21 protein-coding genes and 5 pseudogenes are annotated in these 25,107 nt (G+C 70.2%); 11 read left to right on the forward strand and 15 right to left on the reverse strand.

The features are described from left to right. Positions 1 to 321: 321 nt before the first annotated feature. Genes AC067U_RS15320 through AC067U_RS15330 form a run of 3 tightly spaced genes read right to left on the reverse strand, consistent with a single transcriptional unit; the run spans position 322 to position 3,273 of the window. Positions 322 to 1,146, reverse strand: a complete 825-nt coding sequence (locus AC067U_RS15320; protein WP_478830175.1) for an ABC transporter ATP-binding protein — start codon at positions 1,144 to 1,146, stop codon at positions 322 to 324. A gap of 1 nt (position 1,147) precedes the next feature. After that, positions 1,148 to 2,203 carry a FecCD family ABC transporter permease gene (locus AC067U_RS15325; RefSeq protein WP_478830176.1) on the reverse strand — a complete coding sequence of 352 codons (1,056 nt, stop codon included), beginning with the start codon at positions 2,201 to 2,203 and terminating at the stop codon, positions 1,148 to 1,150. Continuing rightward, positions 2,200 to 3,273 (reverse strand): FecCD family ABC transporter permease, encoded by a 1,074-nt coding sequence (locus tag AC067U_RS15330; protein WP_478830177.1) that lies wholly within the window; start codon positions 3,271 to 3,273, stop codon positions 2,200 to 2,202. The genes AC067U_RS15325 and AC067U_RS15330 overlap by 4 nt, the downstream gene beginning before the upstream one ends. Before the next feature lie 137 nt (positions 3,274 to 3,410). Between AC067U_RS15330 and AC067U_RS15335 the strand changes: the two genes are divergently transcribed. After that, on the forward strand, positions 3,411 to 4,409 hold the full coding sequence (locus AC067U_RS15335) for an ABC transporter substrate-binding protein (RefSeq protein ID WP_478830178.1): 999 nt from the start codon (positions 3,411 to 3,413) through the stop codon (positions 4,407 to 4,409). Positions 4,410 to 4,708: 299 nt separating this feature from the next. Continuing rightward, positions 4,709 to 5,377, forward strand: coding sequence for a class I SAM-dependent methyltransferase (locus AC067U_RS15340; protein WP_478830179.1), 669 nt, complete (start codon positions 4,709 to 4,711; stop codon positions 5,375 to 5,377). A 47-nt stretch (positions 5,378 to 5,424) separates the two neighbouring features. Here the strand turns inward: AC067U_RS15340 and AC067U_RS15345 are convergent, their stop codons facing one another. Continuing rightward, entirely contained in the window at positions 5,425 to 6,135 is a 711-nt protein-coding gene (locus tag AC067U_RS15345) for a response regulator (protein ID WP_478830586.1), read from the reverse strand. A gap of 478 nt (positions 6,136 to 6,613) precedes the next feature. Next, on the reverse strand, positions 6,614 to 6,757 hold the full coding sequence (locus AC067U_RS15350) for a hypothetical protein (protein ID WP_478830180.1): 144 nt from the start codon (positions 6,755 to 6,757) through the stop codon (positions 6,614 to 6,616). Between the two features lie 752 nt (positions 6,758 to 7,509). Here AC067U_RS15350 and AC067U_RS15355 point away from each other — a divergent pair. Then, positions 7,510 to 8,637, forward strand: a complete 1,128-nt coding sequence (locus tag AC067U_RS15355; RefSeq protein ID WP_478830181.1) for a cation diffusion facilitator family transporter — start codon at positions 7,510 to 7,512, stop codon at positions 8,635 to 8,637. Here AC067U_RS15355 and AC067U_RS15360 read toward each other — a convergent pair. Continuing rightward, positions 8,591 to 8,950 carry an ArsR/SmtB family transcription factor gene (locus AC067U_RS15360; protein ID WP_478830182.1) on the reverse strand — a complete coding sequence of 120 codons (360 nt, stop codon included), beginning with the start codon at positions 8,948 to 8,950 and terminating at the stop codon, positions 8,591 to 8,593. The two genes, AC067U_RS15355 and AC067U_RS15360, sit on opposite strands and share 47 nt — an antisense overlap. 131 nt (positions 8,951 to 9,081) lie before the next feature. On the opposite strand from AC067U_RS15360, the gene AC067U_RS15365 reads away from it, so the two are divergent. Next, positions 9,082 to 10,434: an MFS transporter gene (locus tag AC067U_RS15365; protein ID WP_478830183.1), complete on the forward strand. Its 1,353-nt coding sequence runs from the start codon at positions 9,082 to 9,084 to the stop codon at positions 10,432 to 10,434. Between the two features lie 49 nt (positions 10,435 to 10,483). Here AC067U_RS15365 and AC067U_RS15370 read toward each other — a convergent pair whose 3' ends face one another. Next, entirely contained in the window at positions 10,484 to 11,635 is a 1,152-nt protein-coding gene (locus AC067U_RS15370) for a bifunctional class I SAM-dependent methyltransferase/NUDIX hydrolase (protein WP_478830184.1), read from the reverse strand. Between the two features lie 32 nt (positions 11,636 to 11,667). Next, positions 11,668 to 11,772: pseudogene (locus AC067U_RS15375) on the reverse strand (M15 family metallopeptidase); the annotation flags it as partial. A 43-nt stretch (positions 11,773 to 11,815) separates the two neighbouring features. On the opposite strand from AC067U_RS15375, the gene AC067U_RS15380 reads away from it, so the two are divergent. From AC067U_RS15380 to AC067U_RS15395, 4 genes are all read left to right on the forward strand, one after another. After that, complete coding sequence (locus AC067U_RS15380) at positions 11,816 to 13,357, forward strand: site-specific integrase (protein WP_478830185.1); 1,542 nt, start codon at positions 11,816 to 11,818, stop codon at positions 13,355 to 13,357. A gap of 74 nt (positions 13,358 to 13,431) precedes the next feature. Next, positions 13,432 to 15,087: a hypothetical protein gene (locus AC067U_RS15385; protein WP_478830186.1), complete on the forward strand. Its 1,656-nt coding sequence runs from the start codon at positions 13,432 to 13,434 to the stop codon at positions 15,085 to 15,087. 2,153 nt (positions 15,088 to 17,240) lie between these two features. Beyond that, the gene (locus AC067U_RS15390; protein WP_478830587.1) at positions 17,241 to 17,609 is read left to right on the forward strand and encodes a hypothetical protein; all 369 of its coding nucleotides are present in this window, start codon (positions 17,241 to 17,243) and stop codon (positions 17,607 to 17,609) included. Positions 17,610 to 17,714: 105 nt separating this feature from the next. Further along, a complete protein-coding gene (locus tag AC067U_RS15395) occupies positions 17,715 to 19,232 on the forward strand; it encodes a hypothetical protein (protein ID WP_478830187.1) in 1,518 nt (505 codons plus the stop codon). A 100-nt stretch (positions 19,233 to 19,332) separates the two neighbouring features. On the opposite strand, the pseudogene AC067U_RS15400 reads toward AC067U_RS15395, so the two are convergent. The 7 genes and pseudogenes from AC067U_RS15400 to AC067U_RS15430 form a co-directional block, all read right to left on the reverse strand. Further along, positions 19,333 to 19,900: pseudogene (locus AC067U_RS15400) on the reverse strand (M15 family metallopeptidase); the annotation flags it as partial. Further along, positions 19,901 to 20,200: pseudogene (locus tag AC067U_RS15405) on the reverse strand (NUDIX hydrolase); the annotation flags it as partial. A 66-nt stretch (positions 20,201 to 20,266) separates the two neighbouring features. Beyond that, a complete protein-coding gene (locus tag AC067U_RS15410; protein ID WP_478830188.1) occupies positions 20,267 to 20,404 on the reverse strand; it encodes a hypothetical protein in 138 nt (45 codons plus the stop codon). A 28-nt stretch (positions 20,405 to 20,432) separates the two neighbouring features. Next, the gene (locus AC067U_RS15415) at positions 20,433 to 20,870 is read right to left on the reverse strand and encodes a GNAT family N-acetyltransferase (protein WP_478830189.1); all 438 of its coding nucleotides are present in this window, start codon (positions 20,868 to 20,870) and stop codon (positions 20,433 to 20,435) included. 37 nt (positions 20,871 to 20,907) lie between these two features. After that, positions 20,908 to 22,290, reverse strand: a complete 1,383-nt coding sequence (locus tag AC067U_RS15420) for a phosphotransferase (RefSeq protein ID WP_478830190.1) — start codon at positions 22,288 to 22,290, stop codon at positions 20,908 to 20,910. Continuing rightward, the gene (locus AC067U_RS15425) at positions 22,287 to 22,583 is read right to left on the reverse strand and encodes a hypothetical protein (RefSeq protein WP_478830191.1); all 297 of its coding nucleotides are present in this window, start codon (positions 22,581 to 22,583) and stop codon (positions 22,287 to 22,289) included. The genes AC067U_RS15420 and AC067U_RS15425 overlap by 4 nt, the downstream gene beginning before the upstream one ends. A gap of 135 nt (positions 22,584 to 22,718) precedes the next feature. Beyond that, positions 22,719 to 22,961: pseudogene (locus tag AC067U_RS15430) on the reverse strand (GFA family protein); the annotation flags it as partial. A gap of 146 nt (positions 22,962 to 23,107) precedes the next feature. Between AC067U_RS15430 and AC067U_RS15435 the strand changes: the two are divergent. The 3 genes and pseudogenes from AC067U_RS15435 to AC067U_RS15445 form a co-directional block, all read left to right on the forward strand. After that, a pseudogene (locus AC067U_RS15435) lies at positions 23,108 to 23,221 on the forward strand (transposase); the annotation flags it as partial. A 326-nt stretch (positions 23,222 to 23,547) separates the two neighbouring features. Continuing rightward, on the forward strand, positions 23,548 to 23,937 hold the full coding sequence (locus tag AC067U_RS15440) for a hypothetical protein (protein WP_478830192.1): 390 nt from the start codon (positions 23,548 to 23,550) through the stop codon (positions 23,935 to 23,937). Further along, positions 23,937 to 24,989 carry a hypothetical protein gene (locus AC067U_RS15445; protein WP_478830193.1) on the forward strand — a complete coding sequence of 351 codons (1,053 nt, stop codon included), beginning with the start codon at positions 23,937 to 23,939 and terminating at the stop codon, positions 24,987 to 24,989. The genes AC067U_RS15440 and AC067U_RS15445 overlap by 1 nt, the downstream gene beginning before the upstream one ends. Positions 24,990 to 25,107 lie beyond the last annotated feature (118 nt).

Genomic DNA, 25,107 nt, shown 5'->3' on the forward strand with positions numbered 1-25,107 from the left:
TCAACCCGCGCTCATGGCCGCGATGTACTCGGTCGCCGCGCGCCGGTCGGCTGACGTACGACGAGGGCCTGGCCCAGCGGATCAGGGAGCAGCTCGGTGAACGGCCGGACATCACCGAGAAGCGGATGTTCGGTGGGTTGTCCTTCCTGCTGGGCAGGGTGCGAGTGGAGGTTGGCCCGGCAAGGACGGGCGTAGCACGTCGGGTTGGTCCGCCTTCCGGCCGGGCCTATCGCTGACACCGACGGCCGCGCATAGGGCGAGGAGCGCACCTACGTCGCGGCCGTCAGGGGTGACTTCCGGACGGCTTTCCGCCGGGCCGCCTCACACGGGTTCGGTCCTGCGTCCTCCTGCCGGTACGACGAGCGGGGTGCCGGCGACGGGACACTCGATGACCGCGGCGCGCAGGCCGAAGACGTCCCGGACGAGGTCGGGGGTGACGATCTCGGACGGGGCACCGGCGGCGATGACACGGCCGTCGCGCATGGCGATGAGGTGGTCCGCGTAGCGGCAGGCGAGGTTCAGTTCGTGGAGGACCATCACCACGGTGCGGCCGTCGGCGCGGTTGCGTTCGGCGACCAGTTCGAGGACGTCGACCTGGTGGGCGAGATCGAGGTAGGTGGTCGGTTCGTCGAGCAGGAGGACGGGGGTGTCCTGGGCGAGGGCCATGGCGATCCACACGCGCTGGCGCTGCCCGCCGGAGAGTTCGTCGATGGAGCGGTGGGCCAGTTCCACGGCTCCGGTGGCGGTCAGGGCCGCGTCGACTGCCGCCTCGTCGGAGGAGGACCACTGGCGCCACCACCGCTGGTGCGGGGTGCGGCCGCGGGCCACCAGGTCACGGACGGTGATGCCGTCGGGGGCGCTCGGGGTCTGGGGGAGGAGGGCGAGGCGCAGCGCGAAGTCGCGGGCGGACATGCCGGCGATGTCCTCGCCGTCCAGGTGGATGGTGCCGCCCGTCGGCTTCAGGAGCCGTGCGAGGGCGCGCAGGGCGGTGGACTTGCCGCAGGCGTTGGGGCCGACGAGTGCGGTGACCTTGCCGGCGGGTATCGCCAGGTCCAGGTTCTCGGCGACGACGCGGTCGCCGTACCCGAGGCGCAGACCGGTGCCGCTCAGCGCGGCGGTGGCGGCTTCGGTGAGCTGTGAGGTCATGTCAGCCTCCCTTTCCGGCCCGGTTGGTACGGGCGAGGAGCAGCAGCAGGTAGGGGGCGCCGACGGCGCCGGTGAGCACGCCGACCGGCAGTTCGGTCGGCGACAGGACGATCCGCGCGGCCAGGTCGGCCAGGATGAGCAGAACGGCGCCGGTCAGCGCGCTGCACACCATCGGGATGCCGGAGGTGCCCGCGAGGCGGCGGGCGATCTGCGGCGCGCCCAGGGCGATGAAGGCGATCGGCCCGGCCGCGGAGGTCGCCAGCGCGGTGAGGCAGGTGGCGAGGACGAGCAGCGTGATGCGTGCATACCGGAGCGGTACGCCGAGGCTGCGGGCGGTGTCGTCGTCGTACTGGAGCAGTTGGTAGGGGCGGGCCAGCGCCACCGTCAGCGGCAGCAGCACGAGCAGGGCCAGGCCCGACCACTGAACGTGGTCGTAGCCGCGGCCGTTGAGGCTGCCGGTGAGCCACACCATGGCGCGGGACGCCTGGTCGATGTCGGCGCGGGCGATCATCCAGCGGGTGAGGGCGAGGAGCGCACCGTTCGCGGCGATGCCGACGAGGACAAAGCGGTAGCCGGTGATCGTGCCGTCCCGGAAGGCCAGCAGGTAGATCGCGGCGGAGGTGAGCAGGGAGCCGGCCAGCGCGCCGAACGGCACCGCACCGAACGTTCCGGCGCCGGCCGCGGTGACGCCGCCGATCAGGATGGTCCCCACGGCGCCGGCGCCCGCGCCGGCCGCTATGCCGATGAGGTCGGGGCTGGCGAGCGGGTTGCGGGTGACGGCCTGGTAGACCGCGCCGGCCAGGCCGAACGCGGCGCCGACCATGAGCCCCGTCAGGGCGCGGGGCAGCCGGAGCTGATGGACGATCAGGTCGGCGGCGCCGTCGCCGGTACCGAGGACGGCACCCAGGACTTCCCCCACGGGGATGGCGTACGTGCCGAGGGACACCGAGGCGACGAGTCCGGCGAAGCCCAGCAGGGCGAGGGCGACGACGGTGAGGGCCACGCGCAGGCGCAGGGCCACGCCGAAGGGGCCGAATTCCATGCGCAGGGTGCTCATCGCGTGTGCTCCTTGAGCTTGCCGCGCTTGACCAGAGCGGCGAGGAAGGGGGCGCCGAGCAGTGCGGTGACCACGCCGGCCTCCAGTTCGCCGGGGCGGGCGACCACGCGCCCGACGACGTCGGCGGTGAGCAGCAGGGCGGCGCCGCCGAGCGCCGAACAGGGCACCAGCCAGCGGGCATCGGGCCCCGTGAACGCCCGTATGACGTGCGGGACGATCAGGCCGACGAAGGTGACGGGTCCGGCCGCGGCGACGGCGGCGCCGGTGAGCAGGATGACCGCGAGGGCGCCGAGGAGACGGGTGCTCCGTACCCGGGTGCCGAGGGTGGTGGCGAGGTCGTCGCCGAGGGCCAGGGCGTTGAGCCGACCGCTGAGCCCGACCGCGAGCACCAGGCCGGTGGCGATGAACGGCAGTAGTTCCACCCCGAGTTGGGGGTCGCGCCCAGCGAGTGAGCCGACCGCCCAGAAGCGGTACTGGTCCAGGGTGCGGACGTCGAGCAGGACCAGCGTGTTGGTGCCGGCGTCCAGGAGCACGGTGACGGCCGCGCCGGCCAGGGCGAGTTTGGCGGGCGTGGCGCCACCGTAGCCGGTACCGCCGACGGCGTACGCGAGCAGGCCGGCCAGTCCTCCGCCGAGGAAGGCGAACCATATGTAGTGGTAGGAACTGGTCAGTCCGAGCGCTCCGATGCCCGCGGCGACGGCGAACGAGCCGCCTGCGCTGATGCCGATGAGGCCGGGATCGCCCAGCGGATTGCGGGTGATGTCCTGGGCGACGGCTCCGGCGGCGCCGAGCGCCAGCCCGACGAGCAGGCCCAGGAAGGTCCGGGGCATGCGCAGTTCGCGGACGACCATCGCGTCACCGTCCGTTCCGCCGGCGATGGCGGACAGGACGTCGGAGAGCGGGACGGACTTGGTGCCGATGGCGAGCGAGGCGCACGCCGCGGCGACAAGTGCGGTCACCAGCAGCGCCGTGACGAGCACGCGCGCGGCAACTCGTGGAGGGCGGTGGGGTGGCGGGGCGGGCGGCGCAGGAGCGGCGGCCGCCCCTTCGGGGAGGGGCTTCACAGACACCCGCACAAGGTAAGGCATGCCTCATTTAGCGCGTACGGCCACCCGCTGTGTGGATTCGGCCACGAAGAGGCGCTATCCTCACCTCCGCTCACATAGGTAAGCCTTGCCTAAGCAATATCTTGTGTCCAGGGAGACCCATGAACACCCTCACCCAGCGCCGCCGGCCCGGCCGGCTGACCGCTGCCGTACTCACCGCGGCCATGGCCTTCACGCTGGCCGCCTGCGGCGGCGGCAGCGCTGACGGCAAGGCGAAGGCCGACAAGCCGGCCCCCGCCGCCGACTCGGGCTTCCCCCGCACTGTGGACCACGACAAGGGCAAGACCGAGATCAAGGCGAAGCCGAAGCGCGTCGTGGCGCTGGACAACAGCCTGGTCGAGGCCGTCGTCGCGCTGGACGCCCCGCTGGTGGGCGGCATTGGAGCCTACCGCGACCAGAAGGGCTTCCCCGCGTACCTCGGTGACGCGGTGAAGGACACCAAGGACGTCGGCCCGATGGACAGTCCGAACCTGGAGGCGATCGCCGCCCTCAAGCCGGACCTCATCGTATCGGCGACGGTCCGTCACAAGGACCTCTACGACCCGCTGAGCAAGATCGCGCCGACGGTCTTCGTGCCGACCACCGGCCCGATCTGGAAGGAGAACATCACCTTCCTGGGCAAGGCGCTGGGCGAGGAGAAGAAGGCGGCCGACAAGCTCGCCGCGTACCAGACCCGCGCGAAGAAGATCGGCGACGCGGTCAACGCCAAGAACCCCAACCAGACCTACTCGGTGGTCCGCTTCCTGGACGGTCCGACGCGCATCTACCTGCCCAAGACCTTCAGCGGCATCATCCTGAACGACATGGGCCTGGCGCGGCCGGCGAACCAGCAGGACCCGGCGAAGTTCAACATCGAGATCAGCGAGGAGCAGGTCCAGCAGGCGGACGCGGACCACATCTTCATGACCACTTTCTCGGGCGGTGAGGAGCGCAAGAAGAAGTTCCTCGCCAACCCGCTGTGGCAGCGCCTCAACGCCGTCCAGAAGGGCAACGTCCACGAGGTCGAGGACGCGGTCTGGATGACCTCCGTCTCGCTCCAGGGCGCCGACATCGTCCTCGACGACATGGCGAAGATCTTCCAGGTCGACCCGGCGAAGTAAGCGGGCCGAATCCGAACGGGCCGGTACCGATGGGTGTTCACAACCGTCGGTACCGGCCCGTTGCCGTACGCCGCATGCCGTGCGTACGGAACCGCGCTCAACCCTCGTCCTCGAGTCGGCGCAGCCGCTCGGCGACGCACCTCCGCGGGCAGGTCAGACACGCTCCGTCCGGCTCGATCGTGTAGTACGGGCAGCACCCGAGCCGCGTCCGGGTCGGGTAGCGGCGTCCCCCGACAAGATGTCTCGGTCCGGACTAAGTTGGTGGTGTACTCGGTCTTGACTGAGCGAGGCGGTGGATCATGCACCTCGGACGCTTCATGCAGGGCGAGCGCCGTACGGACACTCCGGGCGTGACGATCGGTACGCCCCACGTGTACGAGGTGTGCGGCGCCCTCTTCTTCGGTGGCCTCCGCCACCGCGCCTTCACGCGCCTCGCCGCTCTCAGCGGGGCCGAGGCCGGTGACCGCGTCCTGGACGTGGGCTGCGGCACCGGCTACCTGACCCGGCACATGGCCGAGCGGGTCGGACCCGGGGGTGTGGTGACCGGGGTCGATCCGTCGCTGTCCGTGCTCGACTATGCGCGGCGCAAGAGCCGCCGCCGGGCGCGGTGGGCGCCCGCCGCGTACCGGGAGGGGATCGCGGAGGCGCTCGACCTGCCGGATGCCTCTTTCGACACCGTCGTCACCAGCCTGATGCTGCACCATCTGCCGGCGGACCTGCGGCCGGTGGCGCTCCGCGAGATGTTCCGGGTACTGCGGCCCGGCGGGCGGCTCCTGGTCGCCGATTTCCGCCCGCCGAAGAGCGGGCTCGTCCGCCGTCTGGTCCATGCCACGGGCGGGCATGCCATGGCGGACTACCGGGCCGACCTGTTGACCGGGCTCGTCGCCGACGCGGGCTTCGACGTACGTGGCAGCGGTGACGTACGGCCGTGGCTGCGCTACGTCCAGGCGGTCCGGCCGGCAGCGTAGGCGGACGGTGCCCGGCCTGCGTCGCCCGACCGGACTCTCTCCCCGGGTCAGTCCGGGTGTTCGCCTTCGTTGCGATCGCCGTCACCGTTACCGTCGCCGTGGCCCGGGCGGGTGAGGCCCGTCTCGTAGGCGAGGATCACCGCGTGGATGCGGTCGCGGAGGCCCAGCTTCATCAGGATGCGCTTGACGTGGGTCCTGATGGTGGACTCCTCGACCACGAGCGCGGCGGCGATCTCCCGGTTCGACAGTCCGCGGGCGATGAGGGGCAGGACCTCGCGTTCGCGAGGGGTGAGGCGTTCCAGGTAGGCCGCCCTGTCGGCGTGGTCGGGCGCGGGCTGCCGGGCCATGCGGTCGATGACGCGACGGGTGACGGACGGCGAGAGCAGGCCGTCGCCGGCGGCGACGGTGTGGACGGCTGCGATCAGCTCCTCGGGGCGGGTGCGCTTGAGCAGGAAGCCGGAGGCGCCGGCGCGCAGGGCGCCGAAGATGTAGTCGTCCTGTTCGAAGGTGGTGAGGATCAGGACCTTGGCGGTCGTGCCGGCCCGGGTCAGTTCGCGGGTGGCGGCGATGCCGTCGAGGTGGGGCATGCGGACGTCCATCAGGACGACGTCCGGGGCGAGCCGGGTCGCTTCCCGCACGGCCTCACGGCCGGTCGATGCCTGTCCGACGATCTCGATGTCCGGGTCGACGGTGAGGAGTTCGACGAGTCCCGCGCGCATGAGCAGGTCGTCGTCCGCGATCAGGACGCGGGTCACCAGTGGCCTCCGTAGGGCAGGCGGGCATGGATGCGGAACTCGGCGCCCGTGCGGCCGGCTTCCAGCCGGCCGCCGAGCAGTGTCGCTCGCGGCGAGCAGGAAGAGGGCGACGGCGGGGCCGATGACCAGGTCGATCGGACGGACGACGGCCGCCAGCAGCACGCCGGCCGCGCCGGTGAACAGGAAGACGCCGAGGGGGAAGCGGCGCCAGACCAGGAGCGGGACGGTCGCGCAGGCCGCGAGCAGCAGGCCGGCCGGGGTGAGGTTGTCCAGGGCAGGGCGGGCAAGGGCGGGGCCGTCGTGTGCGAGCTGGGACAGCGTGGCCGCCAGCGCCACCACCGCGACGGCGATGTCGGAAAGCACGGGGTGGCGCGTCGGCGCGAGGCGGTGGCCGCGATCCCGGCCGCCACGACGTCCTTCGTCCCGCCGGAACTGCTGGAGGGCCGCTGGCTGAAGCCGGGTGAGAAGGGGGCGGTGGTCCTCAACCAGGGAAGACGACCAGGGTGAAGTTCTCCGGCGCGGCTATCGGCGCCCAAGAGGGGGCGGCCGTCGCGGGAAGTGAGGCCAGTCCGATGGATAAGGCGGCTGCGGCTACGCCCAGCGCCTTTCCGGTGAAACGCTTCATCGCCATCTCCGTGGGGAGTCGATGGGCGGGACGTCACGACACCGTGGCAGGGCTGCGCGGCGCTGCGGCGGCAGTGCGTAGGGCCGAACGCCGAACGGTGGATGACAAGTTGGAGCGTGGCTCGGCCGGTCCGTGCGGAACCGGCCGGGCCGTGGGAGACACGGCCCGGCCGGGCCGGGGGCGAGGTGTGACGCGCTTGCTCAGCGCACGTACGAGGCGACCGACGCGGCCGGGCGCGGGGCCGCCACGCCGGTGCCGCAGACGAACCGCATCACCGGTCCGGAGGTGGCCGCCGCTGGAAGGCCGGTGAAGCAGCGCCCTGGTCGTATCCGGGAGCGGTGAAGGCCTCGTCGGAGCCTCCAGCCCCTGTCCGGATGTGAGTTCCCGCCTGCGGGTCGGCCCGGCGGTGCCGCATGATGGGCGGGCCATGGACCCGACCGCGACGCACCCTTCCCCGCGATGCGCACCCTTGACCGTCCTGCGCGCCGGCTTCTTCGCCCTCACGCAGACCGCGCTGGGCATGGCCGGACACCATTTGGTCGGCGACGGCCCGGTGTCATGGAGCCACGGCGCGCTGGCTGCCGCTGTCCTGTACGTGACCGGGTGGGTCGGGGTCCACCGGGTACGCCGGTCGTGCCCGGCGCTGATCCGCTGTCGGCCGTTCCGCCACCGCCCCGGCACAGGTGCACGGATGCGCATATGGTGGGAGGAGGACGGTGCGCCATCGGCGGATCGCCGGCGCAGGAGCGGCCATGAGCGAGAACCCGAACGAGCGCCCTCCCCGCGGTGGGCGGCATGAACATCACGATCCCCGGGGAAACGGGCGAGCCGGGCCGCGGCAACGCTCTGGGCACGTCATCGCGCCACACGGGCACGCGGCAGCCGACAGGACCGACCCCGCCATGGAGACCTCACACGAGGGCATGCGCACGCTCTGGCTCTCGTTCGCTGTCCTCACGCTCACCGCGGCCATCCAGTTGGTGATCGTCGCGCTGTCCGGATCCGTCGCCCTCCTCGGCGACACCCTCCACAACGCAGCCGACGCGCTGACCGCCGTGCCGCTCGGAGTCGCCTTCCTGGTCGGCCGGCGAAAGCCCGACCGCCGCTACACCTACGGATACGGGCGGGCCGAGGACCTCGCCGGCATCGTCATCGTCCTGACCATCGCCGCGTCCGCGGCGCTCGTCGTCTACGAGGCGGTCGGCCGGCTGCTCCAGCCCCGGGAACTGAGCCACGTGGGGGCCGTGGCGGTCGCGGCCGTCGTCGGCTTCGCCGGGAACGAGTGGGTGGCGCGGTACCGCATCCAGACCGGCCGGCGGATCGGGTCGGCCGCCCTCGTCGCCGACGGCCTGCACGCCCGTACGGACGGTTTCACCTCGCTCGCCGTCCTGCTCGGGGCCGGTGGCTCAGCCCTCGGGTGGCACGCGGCCGACCCGGTGGTCGGGCTGCTGATCGGGGTCGTCATCGTGTTCGTCCTGCGGGACGCGGCCCGTGAGGTCTACCGGCGGCTCATGGACGCCGTCGATCCCGCACTCGTCGACCGTGCGGAAGAGGCCCTGCGCGGAGTCGACGGAGTCGAGCACGTAGGGCGGGTAAGGATGCGGTGGATCGGCCACACCCTGCGTGCGGAGACCGACATCGTGGTGGACCGGAGGCTGACGGTCGCCGAGGCCCACGCCATCGCGGTGGACGCGGAGCACACGCTGATGCACGCCGTACCCCGGCTCACGGCGGCGACGGTCCACACCGACCCGCACGCCACCGGCGGCGGTACGGCCGACCCGCACGCCCTGCTGCGCCACCACGGCGCCCGCCCGGTTCCCGCGCCCGGGGTCAGTCGTGCGGGGCCTCGCCGCTCACCCGGTGGTCGGCGTGGCTGAGGGCCTCCACGACCAGGCGGCGCAGGTGCCCGTCGCCGAGCCGGTAGTACACGTGCCGGCCCTCGCGCCGGGTCTCCACCAGACCGGCCAGCCGCAGCTTCGCCAGGTGCTGGCTGACCGCGGTCCGGGACGCGGAGCACTGCTCGGCGAGCGAGCCGACGTCCGACTCCCCTTGGGCGAGGAGCCAGAGCAGGTGCAGCCGTGTGGCGTCGGAGAGCAGGGCGAAGACCGAGGCGGCTTCGCCGAGCCGGGCGTCGTCGGGGGCGCGCAGATGCGCAGGTGTTGCAGCTGGGACTGACTCGCTCACGGGCATGTGGACAGGGTATGTCGGCGCGGTTCGCCGGCCGTAGGGACCGGCGTAAGAATCTCGCCAACATGTGCGCAGCTGCGCACATATCTGTATGGTGGAGAGGTCAGCCCCTCGGCTCCGCGAAGGACGCCCGCATGCTTTCCGTGCTGCGCAACCGCACCTACCGGCACCTCTTCACCGCCCAGGTGATCGCCCTGGTCGGCACCGGCCTCGCCACGGTCGCCCTGGGCCTGCTCGCGTACGACATCGCCGGCGCCCGCGCCGGATCCGTCCTGGGCACTGCCCTGGCGATCAAGATGGTCGCCTACGTCGCCATCGCCCCGGCGATCGGCGCGATCGCGCACCGCATCCCGCGCCGGGCGCTGATGGTCGGCTCCGACCTGACCCGCGCCGCAGTGGCGCTCACGCTGCCGTTCGTCGACCAGGTCTGGCAGGTCTACGTCCTGATCTTCGCCCTCCAGGCCGCCTCCGCCGCCTTCACCCCGACGTTCCAGGCCGCCATCCCGGACGTGCTGCCCGAGGAGCGGGACTACACGCAGGCGCTGTCCCTCTCCCGGCTCGCCTACGACCTCGAGAGCCTCTTCAGCCCGGCGCTCGCCGCCGCCTTGCTGACCTTCATGAGCTACAACTGGCTCTTCCTCGGAACCGTGGGCGGCTTCCTCGCCTCCGCCGCTCTGGTCGTCTCCGCCGTCCTGCCCAAGCCCGCCCCGGCCCCGCAGCCGACGGGCGGCGCGTACGCGAAGGCCACCGCTGGCAGCCGCCTGTTCTTCCGCGTCCCCCGCCTGCGCGCCCTGTTGTGCCTGAACCTGGCCGTGGCCGCGGCAAGCGCCCTCGTCACCGTCAACACCGTCGTCTACGTACGCGACCACCTCGGCCGGTCCACCGGCGACGTGGCCTTCGCCCTCGGCGCGTACGGAGCCGGCTCCATGCTGGTCGCCCTGCTGCTTCCGCGCATCCTCGACAGGGTCGCGGACCGTGCCGTGATGCTGCGCGGCGGCCTGTCCCTGACGCTGGTGTTCGCCGCCGTCGGCGTGATCACCTCGGCCTCCGGCGGCAGCTGGCGCTGGCCCGCTCTCCTCGCCGCCTGGGCGGCGTTCGGCGCCGCCTGCTCCATGGTCCTCACCCCGACCGGACGCCTCATCCGGCGCTCCGCCCCACCCGAGGAACGGACGCCCGCCTTCGCGGCCCAGTTCTCCCTCTCCCACGCCGCCTGGCTGCTCACCTACCCCCTGGCCGGCTGGGTGGGAGCGTCGGCCGGACTTCTCGCCGCCGTCGTCACCCTCGGCCTGATCGGCCTGACCGCGGCCCTGTCGGCGATGTGGCTGTGGCCCGCCCGCGACACCGAGGACGCCGCCCACGTCCACGCAGGCCTCGAGGCCGGCCACCCCCACCTGGACGGTGCGGTCCAGGTCCCGGGCGGCTGGCGCCACAGCCACCGCCACACCCCCGACGGGCTTCACCTGGCCGGGGCGAGCGCGACCCGCTGACCGCCGGGGGACGGCTGGTCGGGCCGAGGCGTCCGGGTTCCGGCGTTGGTCACGGACACCGGGGAACCGGGGGGATGTCGCCGGCCACCCGGGCAAGGGCGCAGCAGGTGGGGACCGCGAACGTCAGCGGCACGTGGCCGGCGGGCCTGGGGGTGTGGTGGGCGGGCGGGACTTCGGGCAGCAGGCCCGGCCACGCGAGGTTCAGTGCCTGAGCGGAGGCGGTGAACATGGGTTGTGGCAGGTTGCGCAGGGTGGAGGGGGTGTGCCATTCCCATCGGCTGATCAGCTCGGGTTCCCGCGCCGTGGGCCGGCCGGTGTAGTCGGTGATGCGGGCGATCTCGGTGATGCGGGTGAAGCCGTGGGCGGAGTCGCACAGCGTGCCCAGCAGGAGAACGGCCTCCGGCCGGGCGTGCAGGCCTGCCTCCTCGGCGAGTTCGCGGACGGCGGTCGCCTCGAACGCCTCGCCCGGCTCGACCTTCCCGGCGGGGAGCTCCCAGACGGCCCGGGTGCCGTTCCAGCCGAGGAGGACCTGCCCGCGGTCGTTGGTGACGACGACCGCGACCCCGGCCATCGCGGTCGGCTGCGGAGCCCGCTTCTCGCTGTAGATGACTGGGGCGGTCTTGGGCCCGCGGAGCAGCAGGAAGGTGGAGTCGCCGGCCTCGATGCGCTCGGTGTACTGCCAGCCGTCGGCGAGGAGGTCGATCTCGGCGTCGTCCAGGCAGATCCCGCGCAGCTCCTGCGGGTGCCGGTCGGCGTGCGGGGTGATCACGCACAGCGTGCCGTCCTCGTCGAGGAGGGCAGCGAGTTCGGCGACCGTGCGGGTGCGGTCGGGCAGGTGGGCCAGGGCCCTGCGCATGGTGATGACCCGGTATCCGGTGCCGGCGGCCGGGGTGAGGGCGGCCATGTCCTCGCTGGTGATGTCGAGCCGGTGGTAGGCGATCCCGTCGGACGGTGCGGCTGTGGCCCGCTCGATGGCGGACTCGGCCCAGTCCACCGCGTCGACCTGGTACCCGGCCGTGGCGAGGAGGCGGGCGAGCTCTCCGGTCCCGCAGGCCACCTCCAGGGCCCGGGCACTCTGGGCGTTCGCCGGCAGGGCCAGGTGTTCGGTGAGGAGGGCCTTTTCGGTGTCGGTCAGCGGGCGGAAGTCGCGTCCGGTCTGGTAGTGGGCGTGCCAGTCCCGGGCGGTGTGTGTGGTGCTCATGGTGGTGCGGGCTCCCTGTTCGTCGGGGTGGCTCAGGAGAGTTCGGAGGGCTGCCGGGAGGCGGGCCCGTAGAGGGCCGTCGGCTCGCCGGTCATCAGGGCCCAGTACCGGTCGCCGAAGGACCAGTGCCACCACTTCCCTGATGATTGGATGTGTTCAAGCATCAAGGGAGGGGCGCGTGTGAGTGAGTGGCATGTGGTGTGGGTGCCCGACCCGGGCCGGTGGGGGACGCTTCCTGAAGCGGGAGTGTTGGGTGTCGAGGACCTTCCGGCGGCGGTCGAGCGGATTGGCTTGATGCCGGGTGATCCTGTCTTCATCGCTCCAGATTTCACCATCGACTCCGACCTGTTGGAGTTCGTTCTCTCGAAGCACTTCCGCTTCCTTGCACGGGAGACGAAGCGGAACTACGCCACGGACATTCGGATCCTCCTGACGTTCCTGTCGTCGCGCGGGATCGACTGGCGCCGGGCCTCCGAGCAGGACCTGCTGAACTACAGGACCTGGCGCTGTGATGCTCCGCAGAATCCCGAGCGAATCAGCGGGTCGAAATGGAACCGTGAGGCCGCCGCCTTCACCCGCCTGTTCAAGTGGGCGAGGGTGAGCCCGCGGCCGGTGGACGCGTCCCGGCGGGAGGACCGTGCGGCTGACTCGGTCAGTGCCCGGGTGTCGTGGCTGACACCGCGTACGTGGAGCTTGTGGTCGGACGTCGGCCTGCGCGGTCACGGCCGCGACGGGGTGCCGAGTTGGGGATGGGATGCGCGGACCGAGGACCGTAACACCTCGTTTGTGCAGTTCATCTTGAGCTCGGGGCTTCGGCGACAGGAAGGCGGGTCGCTTTTGACGTTCGAGCTGCCCGCTCAGCGATTGCAGCACGGGCGCTACCAGCACGGCCAGCTCGCCGGGGCGGTGACCCGATCGAAGAACGGCCGTACCTTTTACACCTCGCTGGATGCCCTGCGGCAGGTCGAAACCTATGTGCAGTCGGAGCGTGCTTGGGCGGTGAAGCGCGCTCAGCACATGGGCCGCTACGAGCGGGTTGAGCAGATGCGCCTGGTCACGAAGGTGGCCCGCGGCCGGGCACCGAGAGTCTTCTGGGTGGACCGAAATGGTGTCGAAGGCCATCAGTACTTGACCCATCTGGGCTGGCGGGAACGGCAGTGGTTGTTCGTCGAGGGCCCGGAGGGGCCGGAACCTGCGTGGCTGTGGCTGACCGAGCAGGGCTTGCCGATGCTTCCCGACCGCTGGAACACGGTGTTCACCACGGCGAACCTGCGCTGCGAAGAGGTGCTGTTGTCCCCCGCCGAGCGGGAGGTGAGCCGGAACCTCCGAGCCGCGGAGGTCCGGGGCCTGACTCCGTACGCGACCCCGCACTCCACGCGTCACTCCTTCGCGCTCTACATGCTCATCGTGCTGAACCAGCTGATGGAGACGCGCTTCGGATTGACCGCGGCGGATCGCCGGGATTTCGCGATGCTGTTCGGCGATCCCTGGTGGCTGGTCAAGACCCTCCTCGGGCACGCGGACGTCGAGACGACCAAGCGTCATTACCTGGCTCCCGTCGCGCACCTGCAGCTGGAGTCGATCCTGGCGACGGCCGAGGCCGACGAACCCGACCGCAAGGTCGAGGACATCGACGGCGTGTTCGCGCGGCTCGCGAAGGAGTCGGCCGGGATCCAGGACATCGACGTCATTGTCGACCGGCTGCCGGTGGCCGGCCAATGAGCCGCCGCGGGCGTCGGGCAGTGCTGCCTCCGACCGACTTCACTACGGAGCCAGCGCTTGCCGCAAACGGACTGGTGGTCACCGTCGTCAACAAGGCTGGCCACAGGAAGGACTTCGCCTTCCCCGACCTGCCAGTCCCGGAGCCGATGCAGCGCTCCCTGGCAACGGTGTTCGCTGCCCAGCAGGTGAGGTGGACCAGCCATTACAGCGCCACAGCCGCCTGGAACAGGCTGAAGGTGTTCGCCGAGTTCATCTCCGGTCTCGACACTCCTCCCGAGGATCTGACCGGCCTGGACGCGGCGACGCTCAAGCGCTGGCGGCTGCAGAACATCAGCACGAACACCGGTCGCACCACGCTGCGGGTAGTCCATCGGATACTCCGCGGCGACCCCCGGTTGAGCGAAGGACCGGTCCCAGAGGAGCTGGCCCGTCGTGTTCCCGCACCGAAGCCCGTCAGGAAGTCCTACGACGAGGCGGAACGCGAGCACGTGCTGCTGGCAGCAGGCCGTCAGTTCCGGGCTGCCTGGCTCAGGATCCGGGAGAACAGTGAACTGCTGGAGAGGTGGCGGGCGGGAGCCCTGGATGAGGGCAGCCATGACTGGCGGCTCGGGGAAGCGCTGGACCATGTGGCTCGTGCCGGGGACGTGCCCCGTACGCAGCTGCCGAGTGGTCGACAGGCCATCACCAACCGCGGATTGCTGGGCGGCCGCGACATCGAGCACACGTGGGGCCGACTGTTCCTGACCCCGTCGGAGCTGACAGCCCTGGCCGTAATGCTGACCGATCGCTTCGGCTGGAACCTCTCCATCTATGACCGTATGCCGGCCCCGACCAGGGCTCCGTCGGTTGCGGAGAGCACGAACGTGACCTACCACGTGAAGGTCGAGAAGCGCCGGGCCGGGAACGGCCGCTGGTTCTCCAAGGAGAACATCACCGACTCCGGTGCCGACTCGCCAGGGCGATTGATCACGCAGGCGCTGCAGGCCACACTCCACGGTCGACTCCTGGCTGCGCAACTGGTTCCAGGCACAGACCTGTTGATGACAGCCCGTGCGGTTCGGCAGAGGGGCGGCCGCAGGGATATGGACCGTCCCCCGGCAGTGGGCCCGCTCGTCTTCGGTGTCTCGGGTGTCGACGGGAAGTCCTGGGCGATCGAACACAAGCTGAGCGGCTCGCCCTTCCGTCAGATCCGACGCACAACGGTGACTCGGGAGGGCAAGCCTCTCCAGCACACGCAGGGGACGCACGAGAGCATCTACGTGCTGCCCGACCAAAAAATCAGGCACGCCTCGCAGCAGATCTTCGAGGACGGCGTGCTCGAAGCTCTCGACCAGGCGCAGAAGATCTTCTTTGGCGGCCACCTCGCTCAAGGTCCGGACCCGGCCCACGGGCAGACCGCGACCGCGGACTGCGCGGACGAGACCACCACCCCATGGCCTGCCCCGGACGGCGGCTGCGGAGCCGACTTCCTGCTCTGCCTCGCATGCCCTAACGCACACGTCCACCCGGGTCACCACCCCCGCCTCGCCCTCCTTCACGAACACATCCAGGGCCTGCGGTCGGCGATGCCTGAACACAGATGGCACCAGCGCTGGTACGCGCACTGGCAGCGGCTCGACGACCTGGCGGACAAGGTCGGCCGCCCGTCCTGGGCTGCCGCTCGGGTACGGGCCTGCGACACCGACCGCACCCTGGTCGATCTTCTGCTGAAGGGACAGCTTGCCCCATGAACCTCCCTCTTGCCTCGGAGAGCGACCCCTATCTGCTGCCGATCCCCACCCCGGACAGCCCGGTCGTCCTTCCTCGGTGGATCAGCTCCGGAAACGCCAACCCCAACGGTCGTTACCAGGAGCCGGTCTGGCCGCTCGGGCCGTTCATCGACAGTCCCGGCGCCAGCCTGATCAAGATCCACTGGAGGAACTGCCCCGCGCCGATGACGGGGCAGATCAAGCAGGTGACCTGGATTCTGTTGAACGGCCAGCTGCGGCCCACCCACCTCCGGAGCCGAGGGATTCGGGCCCGCTCCAGGGGCTCCGCCAATGGAATGCGGGAAACCTGCTACGAGTGGATGCGACTCGGCCGCTGGCTGGACACCGCTGGCGTCAAAGATCTGCGTGGCTGCACCGACGACCACTGGATTGCTTACGTCACCGACCGTTTCCGTGCCAATCCGAACCACGCTGAGGAGACTCTGAGTCGCCTCACTGACCTGTGGGCATTCGACCAGCTCTACACTCAGCCCATCGGCGTCACGCGACCGCCTTGGGAAAGGGAAGGCGTCGACAACTATCTCCCGTCCTCCACCCCGCAGGACCCCGGCGAGAACACAACCGAGCCGCTGGATCCGAGCGTGGTGAGCCCGCTACTGATGTGGGCGATCCGCATGGTCGACGACCTCGCGGACGACATCCTGGCCGCCTGGGTGGAATGGCGCCGCATGCAGCAGTTGGCCATCACCAACCCGAGTTCTCCTGCGGGACTGGCCGCGCTTGATGACTACCTTGTGCCCCGGCTCGCCGCGGGCACGGACCTGCCGACCACCGAGTGGCGCGGCAAGACTGTCCTGGCCGCAACATTCATCGCGGCCACCGTCGGCTGCAGCGTCAACCAGGTCAGTGGCTTTCGACAACGCCATGAGCTCAGCACGCTGCAGCCAGGGCCCTGCCCGCTCCCGGTAGCCGTGACCGGGCAGATCAACGGCAGGCCCTGGCGCGAACACTTCGACTTCAACGAGGTCTCGACCTTGATGAGGCAGTTGGCCACCGCCGCGATGATCGTCTGCCTCTATCTGACCGGCATGCGACCGCAGGAAGTACAAGGTCTGCGGTCCGGCTGCTGCCCCGACCCCGAGCGCGGCAGCCGCCACCTCATCCGCAGTCACCACTACAAGAACGTCACCAACGACGACGGCCAGCACGTCTCGGCTGGCGAGGAACGGGAGGTCCCTTGGGTCGCCATCACCCCGGTCGTCCGCGCGATCCGAGTCCTTGAGCGCATGGTCCCTGAGGGCGAACTGCTCTTCGGTTCCGCCCATCACGACTTTGCCCGCGGCCGCCAGCGCGACGGCGCCTTGAAGAACAGCAGCATGAACCAGCGGATCGAGGACTTCATCGCCTGGATCAACCGGGAGACCGACTCCCATGGGCTGCAGAATCAGGGCGTCCCCCAAGACCCTCACGGCGCCATCGGGCTCGGGGGGTTCCGCCGGACCCTGGCGTGGCACATCGCCCGCAGACCTGGTGGGCTCGTCGCGCTCGCGATCCAGTACGGCCGCATGCGCACCGTCCTCGACGCCCGTACGTCGAGCGGGTACGGCAGCCGAAGCCGCCGCGGCATCCACAGTGTCCTTGATGTCGAGACCGCCCTGGCCGCGGCTGACACCGCCGCGCGGCTGCGGGACCGCCTCGCCGCCGGCGAGAAGATTTCCGGTCCTGCCGCCCGACGAGCCCTCACTGCCGCGGTCCAGGTGCCACGATTCGAGGGCCGTACCGTCACCCAGAAGTTCGCCAAGCAGGCCGCCGACTACCTGGCCCGCGACGGCCTGGTCCTCTTCGACAACCCGGACGCTTCGCTGATCTGCGTCTTCAAGCGCGACAACGCGCTCTGCGAACCAGGCCCCGACGCACCGCCCCGAACCAGTTCGACTGCCGCCCCGGCTGTGGGAACGCGGTCCGCCTTGACAGCCACGCGACCGAACAGCTGGAAGAGACCGACCGCATCAACAAACTCGCGGCCCTCTCCCCTCAGCCGCTGGCCAGGCGCTCCGCATCGCCGCCGAGCAATACCGCGCCACCGCCGACACTCACCACGCCACCGCCCAACCTGTCGAGGACCTGTCGTGACCGAGCGATACACCGACGAGCGGACACGCATCCGCGCCGCCATGGACCGGCTTCTCGCCGGCCGACCGACAGCCTCCGACGGCGCACTGACCGTCGTCGCTCTCGCGGCCGAGGCGGGTGTTCACCGCATGGCCCTCCAAAAGCGCCATGCGGACCTGAAACACGAGTTCTACGAACGCGTTCGGATTGAGACGAAGCAACCCCCGGAATCGGAAAAGCGGCTCCGCAAGACTGTGTCCGACCTTAAGGAAACCGTTGCCGCGCAGAAGGCCGAAATCACGGCACTCCGGCACCAAGTCACTCAGCTCGCACTCGCCAACGCCGTCCTCACTCGCCAGGGCCACAATCTGAGCGAGAGCTCGGCGGAGGCGCCAGCCAATGTCGTGCCCCTCCATCCGAAGGGAGAATGACCAGACGGGCACCTCCGAGCGTAGGTCTGGGCCACCTCTCTACCGATAGCACCTGGGCATCGAAATCCAGGAGCCATTCGGTGACGTTCCAGGCAGGATGCCTCTGTGAACCATGTTCTGTGCGGGCTTGCCGCCAACGTAAGCCTGCCGTCCGAGCTGGTCGACCGGCTGATCGCGGTCGCGGACTCCGAGATCGCTGCGGACCTCGCGCATCGGGCCGACCTCAGCCACGCGCAAGCGGTGGTGCTGGCTTCTCGTGTCGAGGAAGGCGCTGTCTCGCTTGCGTATGCAGGCCTGCTGACCGCCGCAGACGTTGATCCCGCGACGCAACCGGACGTCGCGCTCGCACTGCTGGCCGAGCGTGCGGGACGCCCGGAGTGGGCGCGCCTCCTCGCGGAAGATCCAGTCGTCGAGCGCCGGGAGAAGCTGGCCGCCTGCTCCGGCCTGCCTCTCGATGTGGTGGAGATGCTGGCCACCGACTCGGACGTACAGGTCGTCGCGGAGCTCGCGTTGTGGACGACACCGGAGACAGCCACCAGACTTGCGGCGCATCCGCATGCCGAGGTCCGTCGCGCGGTGGCGGCCAACGAGGCGACGCCACCGGCCGTACTGGCGGCGCTGCTCACCGGCGAGGGCCTGCCACCCGCACAGCGGTGCCTGGTCTGCGACCGTGAAGAGGCACCGTTCGTGCACGATCCGCAATGCTCGCGACTCGACTGCGATCTGCCGTCCGGTGCCTCCTGCGACGGCTCCCACGAGTCCACCAGGCACGACATGCAGCAGATGGCGATTCGGAACCCGGCCACACCCACGGAAGCCGTCGTTGGCTTCGTCGGCCACCCTTCGCTGCTGCTGCGCTGGGCGCTCGCCGGCCGCCCCGATCTGCCATCGGAGGTCTGCGCTCGGCTCGCCGTGGATTCGAATCCCGGTGTTCGAGCTGACCTCGCCGAAAATCCGGCGATCGACGAGGCCCTGATCCGCGTACTGGCCACCGACCGTGACCATGAAGTGCGGCGCAGGCTCGCCCACAACCCACTCGTACCGCTCGACGTGCTGACCCACCTGGCCAGCGCTACCAGGGTCGGCGCCACTCTGCTGCCGCGGATCGCCTCGGCATCCCCCGACGAGGTCGAGAGGCTGGCCGGATCACCGAACCCAGCCGCGCGGATGCTCATAGCCCAGCGCCGCGATTTGCCACCCGCTATACGCGACGGGCTGGCCACCGACTCCGACGCAAAAGTGGTCAAGTCCATCGCTCCGCACCCGGGCCTCTCGGAAGGCCAACTGCGCACCATGCTCGACCGGCACGGAGTCCGGGTCGTCGCCAAGGTGGCCGCCAATCCGGACGCGACTCCGGCACTTCTGGAGGACCTTGCCCGGCGCGAACCATCGGTACAGAAAGCGTTTCGCGAGATCGCCCGGCATCGGAATGCGTCGGCACCGGCGCTGCTCGCCTGCCTGGCAGACGCACAGGCGAGGCCTATAGCCGCCAGTCATGCGGCACTTCCGCCGCCGATCATCGAAGAGCTACTCACCGACGCCGACTGGCAGGTGGTGGAGGCGGCAGCCGCCAATCCTTCGCTGCCCCTCGCTGTCATGTCGGATCTAATATCCCGGCTGTAAGCCCTGGCCGCGCCAATTGAACTCTCCGCCCCGCCAGTCACATCCTGGGGGCCCTTCGAAGGACCTCCTACTCTTGAACACAAGAACTTGACTGGGAACACCACTCCGTGCCGTAGTTGACGAGCCCTGCGGCCGTAAGGGCACGGCTCAGGGTCGCGCGGTGCAGGCGGGCCGGGTGGGAGAGGCCGTCGGCGAGGGTGTAGCAGGCGCCCGCGCTCTCCTCCGGGCTGGCGTTGACCCGGGTGCCCATGTCCAGCTCGGTGCCGTCCGCGCCAACAAGGGTCAGGTCGACGGCGGCGCCGGCGCTGTGCGGGGCGATTTCCGGCGGAGAGACGTACCGGCTCGCCTGCGCCCGCAGCTCCTCCGCGGACCAGCCCGAATTGGCGGCGCGCAGCGTGGCCGCGTACTCCTCGAAGTACCGCTGCTGCAGGGCGGGTGGCCGGTACCCCTCGACGATGAGCATGCGCAGGCCTTCGGGCAGCAGCGACTGGGGGTGCAGCAGCCGGTCCAGGACACCGGAGCGGAGGTGGGCGAAGGCGGACTCGGGATCGGAGCGGCGGCCGTCGAGGAGGAGTTGGCCGTCGGCGCGGACGTCGGTGAGGGGGCTCACGGTTGTCGGCGATGGGGATCGCGGCGACCCGCGGGTCGGACATCAGGACGATGCTCATTCAGGCCTCCCAGTCCCAGGTGTCGAAGTACGCCGGGATGCCGGCGTGGCGGGCGGCCGTGACGGCCTCGAGCCGTGCGTGGTCCCGCCCCGGCACCAGCTCCCGCCACTCGGGCACGGTCAGGGCACGGACCTGGTCGTGCTCGTCCGGGTCCAGCACGATCCCGGCAACCTGACCGGCGGAGAGCCGACCGCCGTCGAAGACGAACCCGACGGAGGCGAGCGGCCAGTCCTTGCCCGGCAGCCCGAATACCGTGGCCAGGAGCTTCGGAGGTCCCGCCACGCGGAGTCCGGACTCCTCCCGGCACTCACGGACCGCGGTCTCCCAAGGGCGCTCGCCGGCCTCGGCGACACCACCGGGCCACTGCTATGGGTGGACGCTGGAGTACGTGGCGCGCAGCTGGACGGGCCGGTCGTCCTCGTCGGTGAAGAAGACCGCTGCGAAGACAGTCGCCTTCGGCAGCGTCGCTGCGAACTCCTCCGGCGGAAGCCACTTCCTGCTCACGACGCGGTCCCTCCGGCGGGGAAGCGGGTCATCCGCATGAGCGGTCGGCCGCGAAACCGAGCCCCTCGTACAGCGGGGCGGACCCGGCGCCGGCGTACAGCTCGTAGAGGGTGACCCCGTCGCCTTCCCGGTGGTCGAGGAGGGCGGCGAGCGCGGCCCCGGCGTGGCCGCGGCGCCGGTGAGCGGGGTCGGTGGCCACCGCGTGGATCCGTACGGCCGGCCCCTTGGGGTACTTCGGGGCCGGCAGGACGGCGTGGACCAGGCCGAGGGCGCAAGTCGCGAGCCCGCCGGCGGGCGCGTCGATGACGTGGGCGCGGGCGTCACCGCCGTCCTGGAGGCGTAAGGCGAGCTGGTCGGCGCACGTGGCCGGCCAGACTTCGTCCAGGGGTTCGCTGAGGATGTTCTCCGACCGCAGGCGGGCGATCTCCACGGCGTCCGCGGGGGTGGCCAGACGGGGTTCAGGCACGGAACTTCCCTTCTCGAAGGGGCAGATGGGGCCCACGTTACGGGCGGTGAGCGGCGTGGAGGCGGCGGAGGGTACGGTGGCCGCGCTCGGTGACCTCCGGGTCGTCGTGGCTGGTGCCGTAGGCGATGCCGGAGACGGCGTCGAAGGCGGCCTCGCAGTCCAGCCGCAGCTCCTCGACAGGCGTGAGTGCTCTGCCGTAGCCGTCGAGGAACGCGGCGCGCAGCTCCGGGCGGCCGGTCCAGGTGTCGCTGAGGCGCACGAGGTCCCGCGTCACCGTCCCGTACTCGGACCGCTCGAAGTCGAACAGGAGCACCTCGCCGTCGTCGGCGAGCAGGACGTTGCGGTACTGCAGGTCCCCGTGCGTAGGCACAAGCACCGGCTTCGGCAGGTCCGCGCAGGTACGGGCCAGGGCGAGGACCAGGTCCTCATCGCCCTCGGCCAGGTACGGCCGGGCGCCTTCCAGATGCCGCTTGATCTTGTCGGCGGCCGTCGCGGACCCAGCGGGCTGCTCGGGCGCGGTGCTGTGGAGCATGCGGAGAAGGCGACCCAGCTCGTGCTGGACCCGTGCCTCGCCGGCAGCGGGGAGGGCCATGCCGTGCAGTGGACGTCCGGCCAGCGCGGTGACGACGACGGCCTGCGCCTCGGTGTCGGCAGCGATGAGACGGGGAGCCTTGTGCCCGAGCGCCGGCACCCAGGACTGGTACGCGGCGACTTCCCGCTCGTGGAACTTCCGCCCTCGGTGCCGCTTGAGGTACCAGGTGCCACCATCGGCTCCGATGAGCCGCCACACCCGGCTGCCGGTGCGTACCCAGGACACCTCCGGCGCCTCCGCGATACGGCCGACGGCCTTCTCGGCGAATACGGCCAGCCGGTAAGGCAGTTCCACCTCGCCCATCGGCGGGCCGGGCAGGAGGCGGGTGCGGTCGGGCCCGTGCGGGCTGTGTTCGACGGTGTCCCCCGGCTGCTGGAAGTGCACAGCGGCGGGCAGGCCGGCGCGGTAGGCGTCCAGCCCGGCCCGGCAGTACGCCACCATCGGCTCGGGCAGGGCATCCAGCGAGTACCAGACCATGCCGTCACAGCGGTCCGGCTCCATGACCTGGGGTTCGCCGGCCCACTGCCGCACCTCGAAGAACACACCGAGCCGCGAACGGGACCCCGTCGGGGGGTGGTGATGGACGGTGACGGCGACGGCCACGTCCTCAGCCGCGATGAGCTCACCCGTTTCCTCCCGGGCCTCCCGGATCACCGCCGCGACCATGTCCTCGCCGGGGTCGAGGTGCCCGGACGGGAGATGCCACAGGCCCGACGCGTAGACCGGTCCGGCCCGGCGCGACAGCAGCACCTCCGGGCCGCGCTCACCGTCGCGGCGGAGGAGGAGGTGGACGTCGACCGGCACGGTGTGCCGGTCCCCGCCGCTCACCGCGACGTCCCCGGATGCCGGGCGATCAGGACGGTGAACACACCGTCCTCGTTCAGGACTCCGTCCTGGGCGTGCTCGTGGAGGAGGTCCCGGGCCTGCTTTTCGAATCGTGCGTGGTCGGTGAACAGGTCGCGTCGGGCGAAGCTGGTGGACCGCAGGTAGCCCAGGACTTCGCGGGGAGTCCAGGCGCGGGTGAAGGGAACGCGGTGCTTCGCCAGGAGCCGGACGACTTCCTCCGGCAGCCCGGGCCGGTAGCGGGCGTAGTGGTGGTCCACCGAGTCGAACAGAGGCACGTCTCTCCGATCTTGAAGCGTGGGCCGCGGGCGGTCGGCAGGGACAGCACGGCGTTTCAGCGGTCAGCGGTCGGGGTGGTGGTTGCGGGTGTCGGGGACCTGGGGCAACCAGGGCACGGCGGTGTCGCGGAAGCTCTAGTTGACCGGGACCAGGTCGGGCGGGTTGCCCAGCGCGGACAGGGCGATCGCGATGCTGGTGGCGCCGTCGTCGAGGGCGTACAGCTGGCTGCCGCAGGCCGGGCAGAACCCGCGCCGGGAGTCCGGCCACGTGTAGTGCCATCCCGGCTCTCCGCCGCCGTTCCAGGTCAGGCTCTCCAGAGGGAAGGACGCCCACGACATCATCGGGCCCCCGGACAGCCGTTGGCAGTGCCTGCAGCTGCAGGTTTCCCTGTCAAGTCCTTGTGTTCACGTCTTGTGCCTCCTCTGCGTGGGGCGCGTGGTGGTGGTTCAGAGTTCTCCGTCGTCCTAGCTGAGCTTGTCCCGCTGCGGGTCCCGGCTCGGGAGTTCGAGCACTGCTCGCGGGCAATCACCGTCAGGTGGTCGACGGGATCTATCATCGGGTGCGGACCGAAGTGCAGTGGCGTGATCTGCCGGAGCGGTTCGGGCCGTGGAAGACCGTCTACGAGCACCATGTACGTGGAGTGCGGCCCGGCCTATCAACGACGGCACTCCCGCCGCGCACAGCCAGGCAGGGAGCGGCGCAAGTTGCACAGGGCGCGTCGGGCGCACTGGGTAGTGCCCTGCGGGGCATCATCCACCACCGCGCGCCACCCGCGCCTCCGATTGCCCAGCCGCCCGTACGCGCACCCACGACCGCCTGGCGGATTCGGCCCACCATGATCTGACCATGCATTAAGTTGTGTGCTTTGGAACGACCGTAGTCAACAAGGCGGAACCACACAGGAGATCAAGGGTGTTGACAGAGGCACTGCTTCAGCTGGCAGCCACGGGGGGCGGAGCGATCGTGGCCGCTGCGGCAACCGACGCCTGGCAGAGCACCAAGGGGGGCGTGGCCCGACTGTTCAGCCGTGGGGACGATCGGGAGGAGCAGCGCATCTCCGTGCAGCTCGACCGAATCCCGCACCACCTGGAGCAGGCGTCCGCGGCGGAGCAGGACCAGACCCGGACCGCGCTCGCAGATCGCTGGCGGGTGAAGCTGACGGAGCTCCTGGAGGAGTATCCAGAGCTCGAAGACGAGCTCCGGGCACTCGTCGAGCAGGTCCGCGCGTCGGCACCGGAGGCGCAGCAGTTCTTCACCCAGAACAACCACTCGCACGACCAGTCCCGGCAGTACGTCGTCCAGCACGGCACGATCGTGATCAACGATGATCCGGACGCCCAGCAAGGATCATGATGTCCGCCAATCACAGGGGCACCCAGGAGAACAACGCACACGGCAACGCCCGGCAGTACATCGCTCAGAACGGCAACGTCATCGTTCCGGAGGCACCCGAGGAAGCCGGTCACCGAGCGAAGCACCGCAGGTGGGTCCAGTACGGCCTCGCTAGCATCCTGGCCGGCGCGGCGGTGGTGGCGTATTTCGTCATCAAGATCGAGGGACACTCCAAGGAGTCCAACGACCTTGCCCGGCACGGCCCGGAACTGAAATCCGATCTCGTGGCGTCGCAGGTGTCGGCCTACATCAAGGGAGGCATCGAGGGGGAGTCATACGATGCCACTCAAGAGAACCCGGTGCGCACGAAGACGACCAACCTCCACGGGCCCCACATCGACATCACGCTAGGGAACATCGCCAACGGCGCCTCCTTGGTTACGAAGGCCAGCATTACGTTCAACCGGCTCCAGTCCCTGGAACCGTGCGCCGCACTCGGCGGGGAAGTGGCCGTCTCGGCGAACTACCAGTTCAAGATCCCGGAAGATCAGCAGCCCGTACCGCCGGCGAAGCCCTTCACCCTCACGAAGACGATCAGCTACGAGGTGACCGCCAACAAGCACGACCGCCTCATGCTCACGGTGGGACTGCCGACAACCATCGAGGGTGCTTCACCATGGCTCGGCGTGGTGGACGTCGTTCTCGAACACGACGGCGGGCAGCAGCTCAAGATCGGCCCCATCGCCCTAGTAGACACCGGCGACAACGCCGAGTTCTACCCCGACGGCGACAAGTGGAAGATCCCCGCGAAGCCCGCTGAGGGATGCATCGAGAAGAACATCAAGCTGGTCTCCGAGGTCTTGAAGACACCGAACCTCGTCGTCGCAAGGGAAGTTACAGGCTTGGATCGCGCCCTCCGGAACTTCAAGGAGTCACCCGCAGGGCAGCGCATGGATGACGCACCGTCGCCGCCTCCCTCGAATCCCACAAAGAACCCACCGACGGGACAACCCGCGGATGACGCACCGCCAGCGCCCGCACCGGTCGACACCAACGTCTATACGCTGCCTTGAGGCGCCGCAGTGGCATGACCGTGTTCGGAGAATCCCAAGTCATAGCCCAAGTGACACTGAGCGGCCCGGCGGCAGATGCACCCGTCGCCGGGCCCGTAAGGGGAGGGGAAGACCGCGG

The organism is Streptomyces sp. NPDC043853 (assembly GCF_056436025.1).

Excerpts from the sequence above, each read along its gene's own strand:
- AC067U_RS15320 (WP_478830175.1), bottom strand. The coding sequence starts at position 1,146 with ATGACCTCACAGCTCACCGAAGCCGCCACCGCCGCGCTGAGCGGCACC.
- AC067U_RS15325 (WP_478830176.1), bottom strand. The coding sequence starts at position 2,203 with ATGAGCACCCTGCGCATGGAATTCGGCCCCTTCGGCGTGGCCCTGCGC.
- AC067U_RS15335 (WP_478830178.1), top strand. The coding sequence starts at position 3,411 with ATGAACACCCTCACCCAGCGCCGCCGGCCCGGCCGGCTGACCGCTGCC.
- AC067U_RS15340 (WP_478830179.1), top strand. The coding sequence starts at position 4,709 with ATGCACCTCGGACGCTTCATGCAGGGCGAGCGCCGTACGGACACTCCG.
- AC067U_RS15350 (WP_478830180.1), bottom strand. The coding sequence starts at position 6,757 with ATGAAGCGTTTCACCGGAAAGGCGCTGGGCGTAGCCGCAGCCGCCTTA.
- AC067U_RS15355 (WP_478830181.1), top strand. The coding sequence starts at position 7,510 with ATGAGCGAGAACCCGAACGAGCGCCCTCCCCGCGGTGGGCGGCATGAA.
- AC067U_RS15360 (WP_478830182.1), bottom strand. The coding sequence starts at position 8,950 with ATGCCCGTGAGCGAGTCAGTCCCAGCTGCAACACCTGCGCATCTGCGC.
- AC067U_RS15365 (WP_478830183.1), top strand. The coding sequence starts at position 9,082 with ATGCTTTCCGTGCTGCGCAACCGCACCTACCGGCACCTCTTCACCGCC.
- AC067U_RS15370 (WP_478830184.1), bottom strand. The coding sequence starts at position 11,635 with ATGAGCACCACACACACCGCCCGGGACTGGCACGCCCACTACCAGACC.
- AC067U_RS15390 (WP_478830587.1), top strand. The coding sequence starts at position 17,241 with ATGGACCGGCTTCTCGCCGGCCGACCGACAGCCTCCGACGGCGCACTG.
- AC067U_RS15445 (WP_478830193.1), top strand. The coding sequence starts at position 23,937 with ATGTCCGCCAATCACAGGGGCACCCAGGAGAACAACGCACACGGCAAC.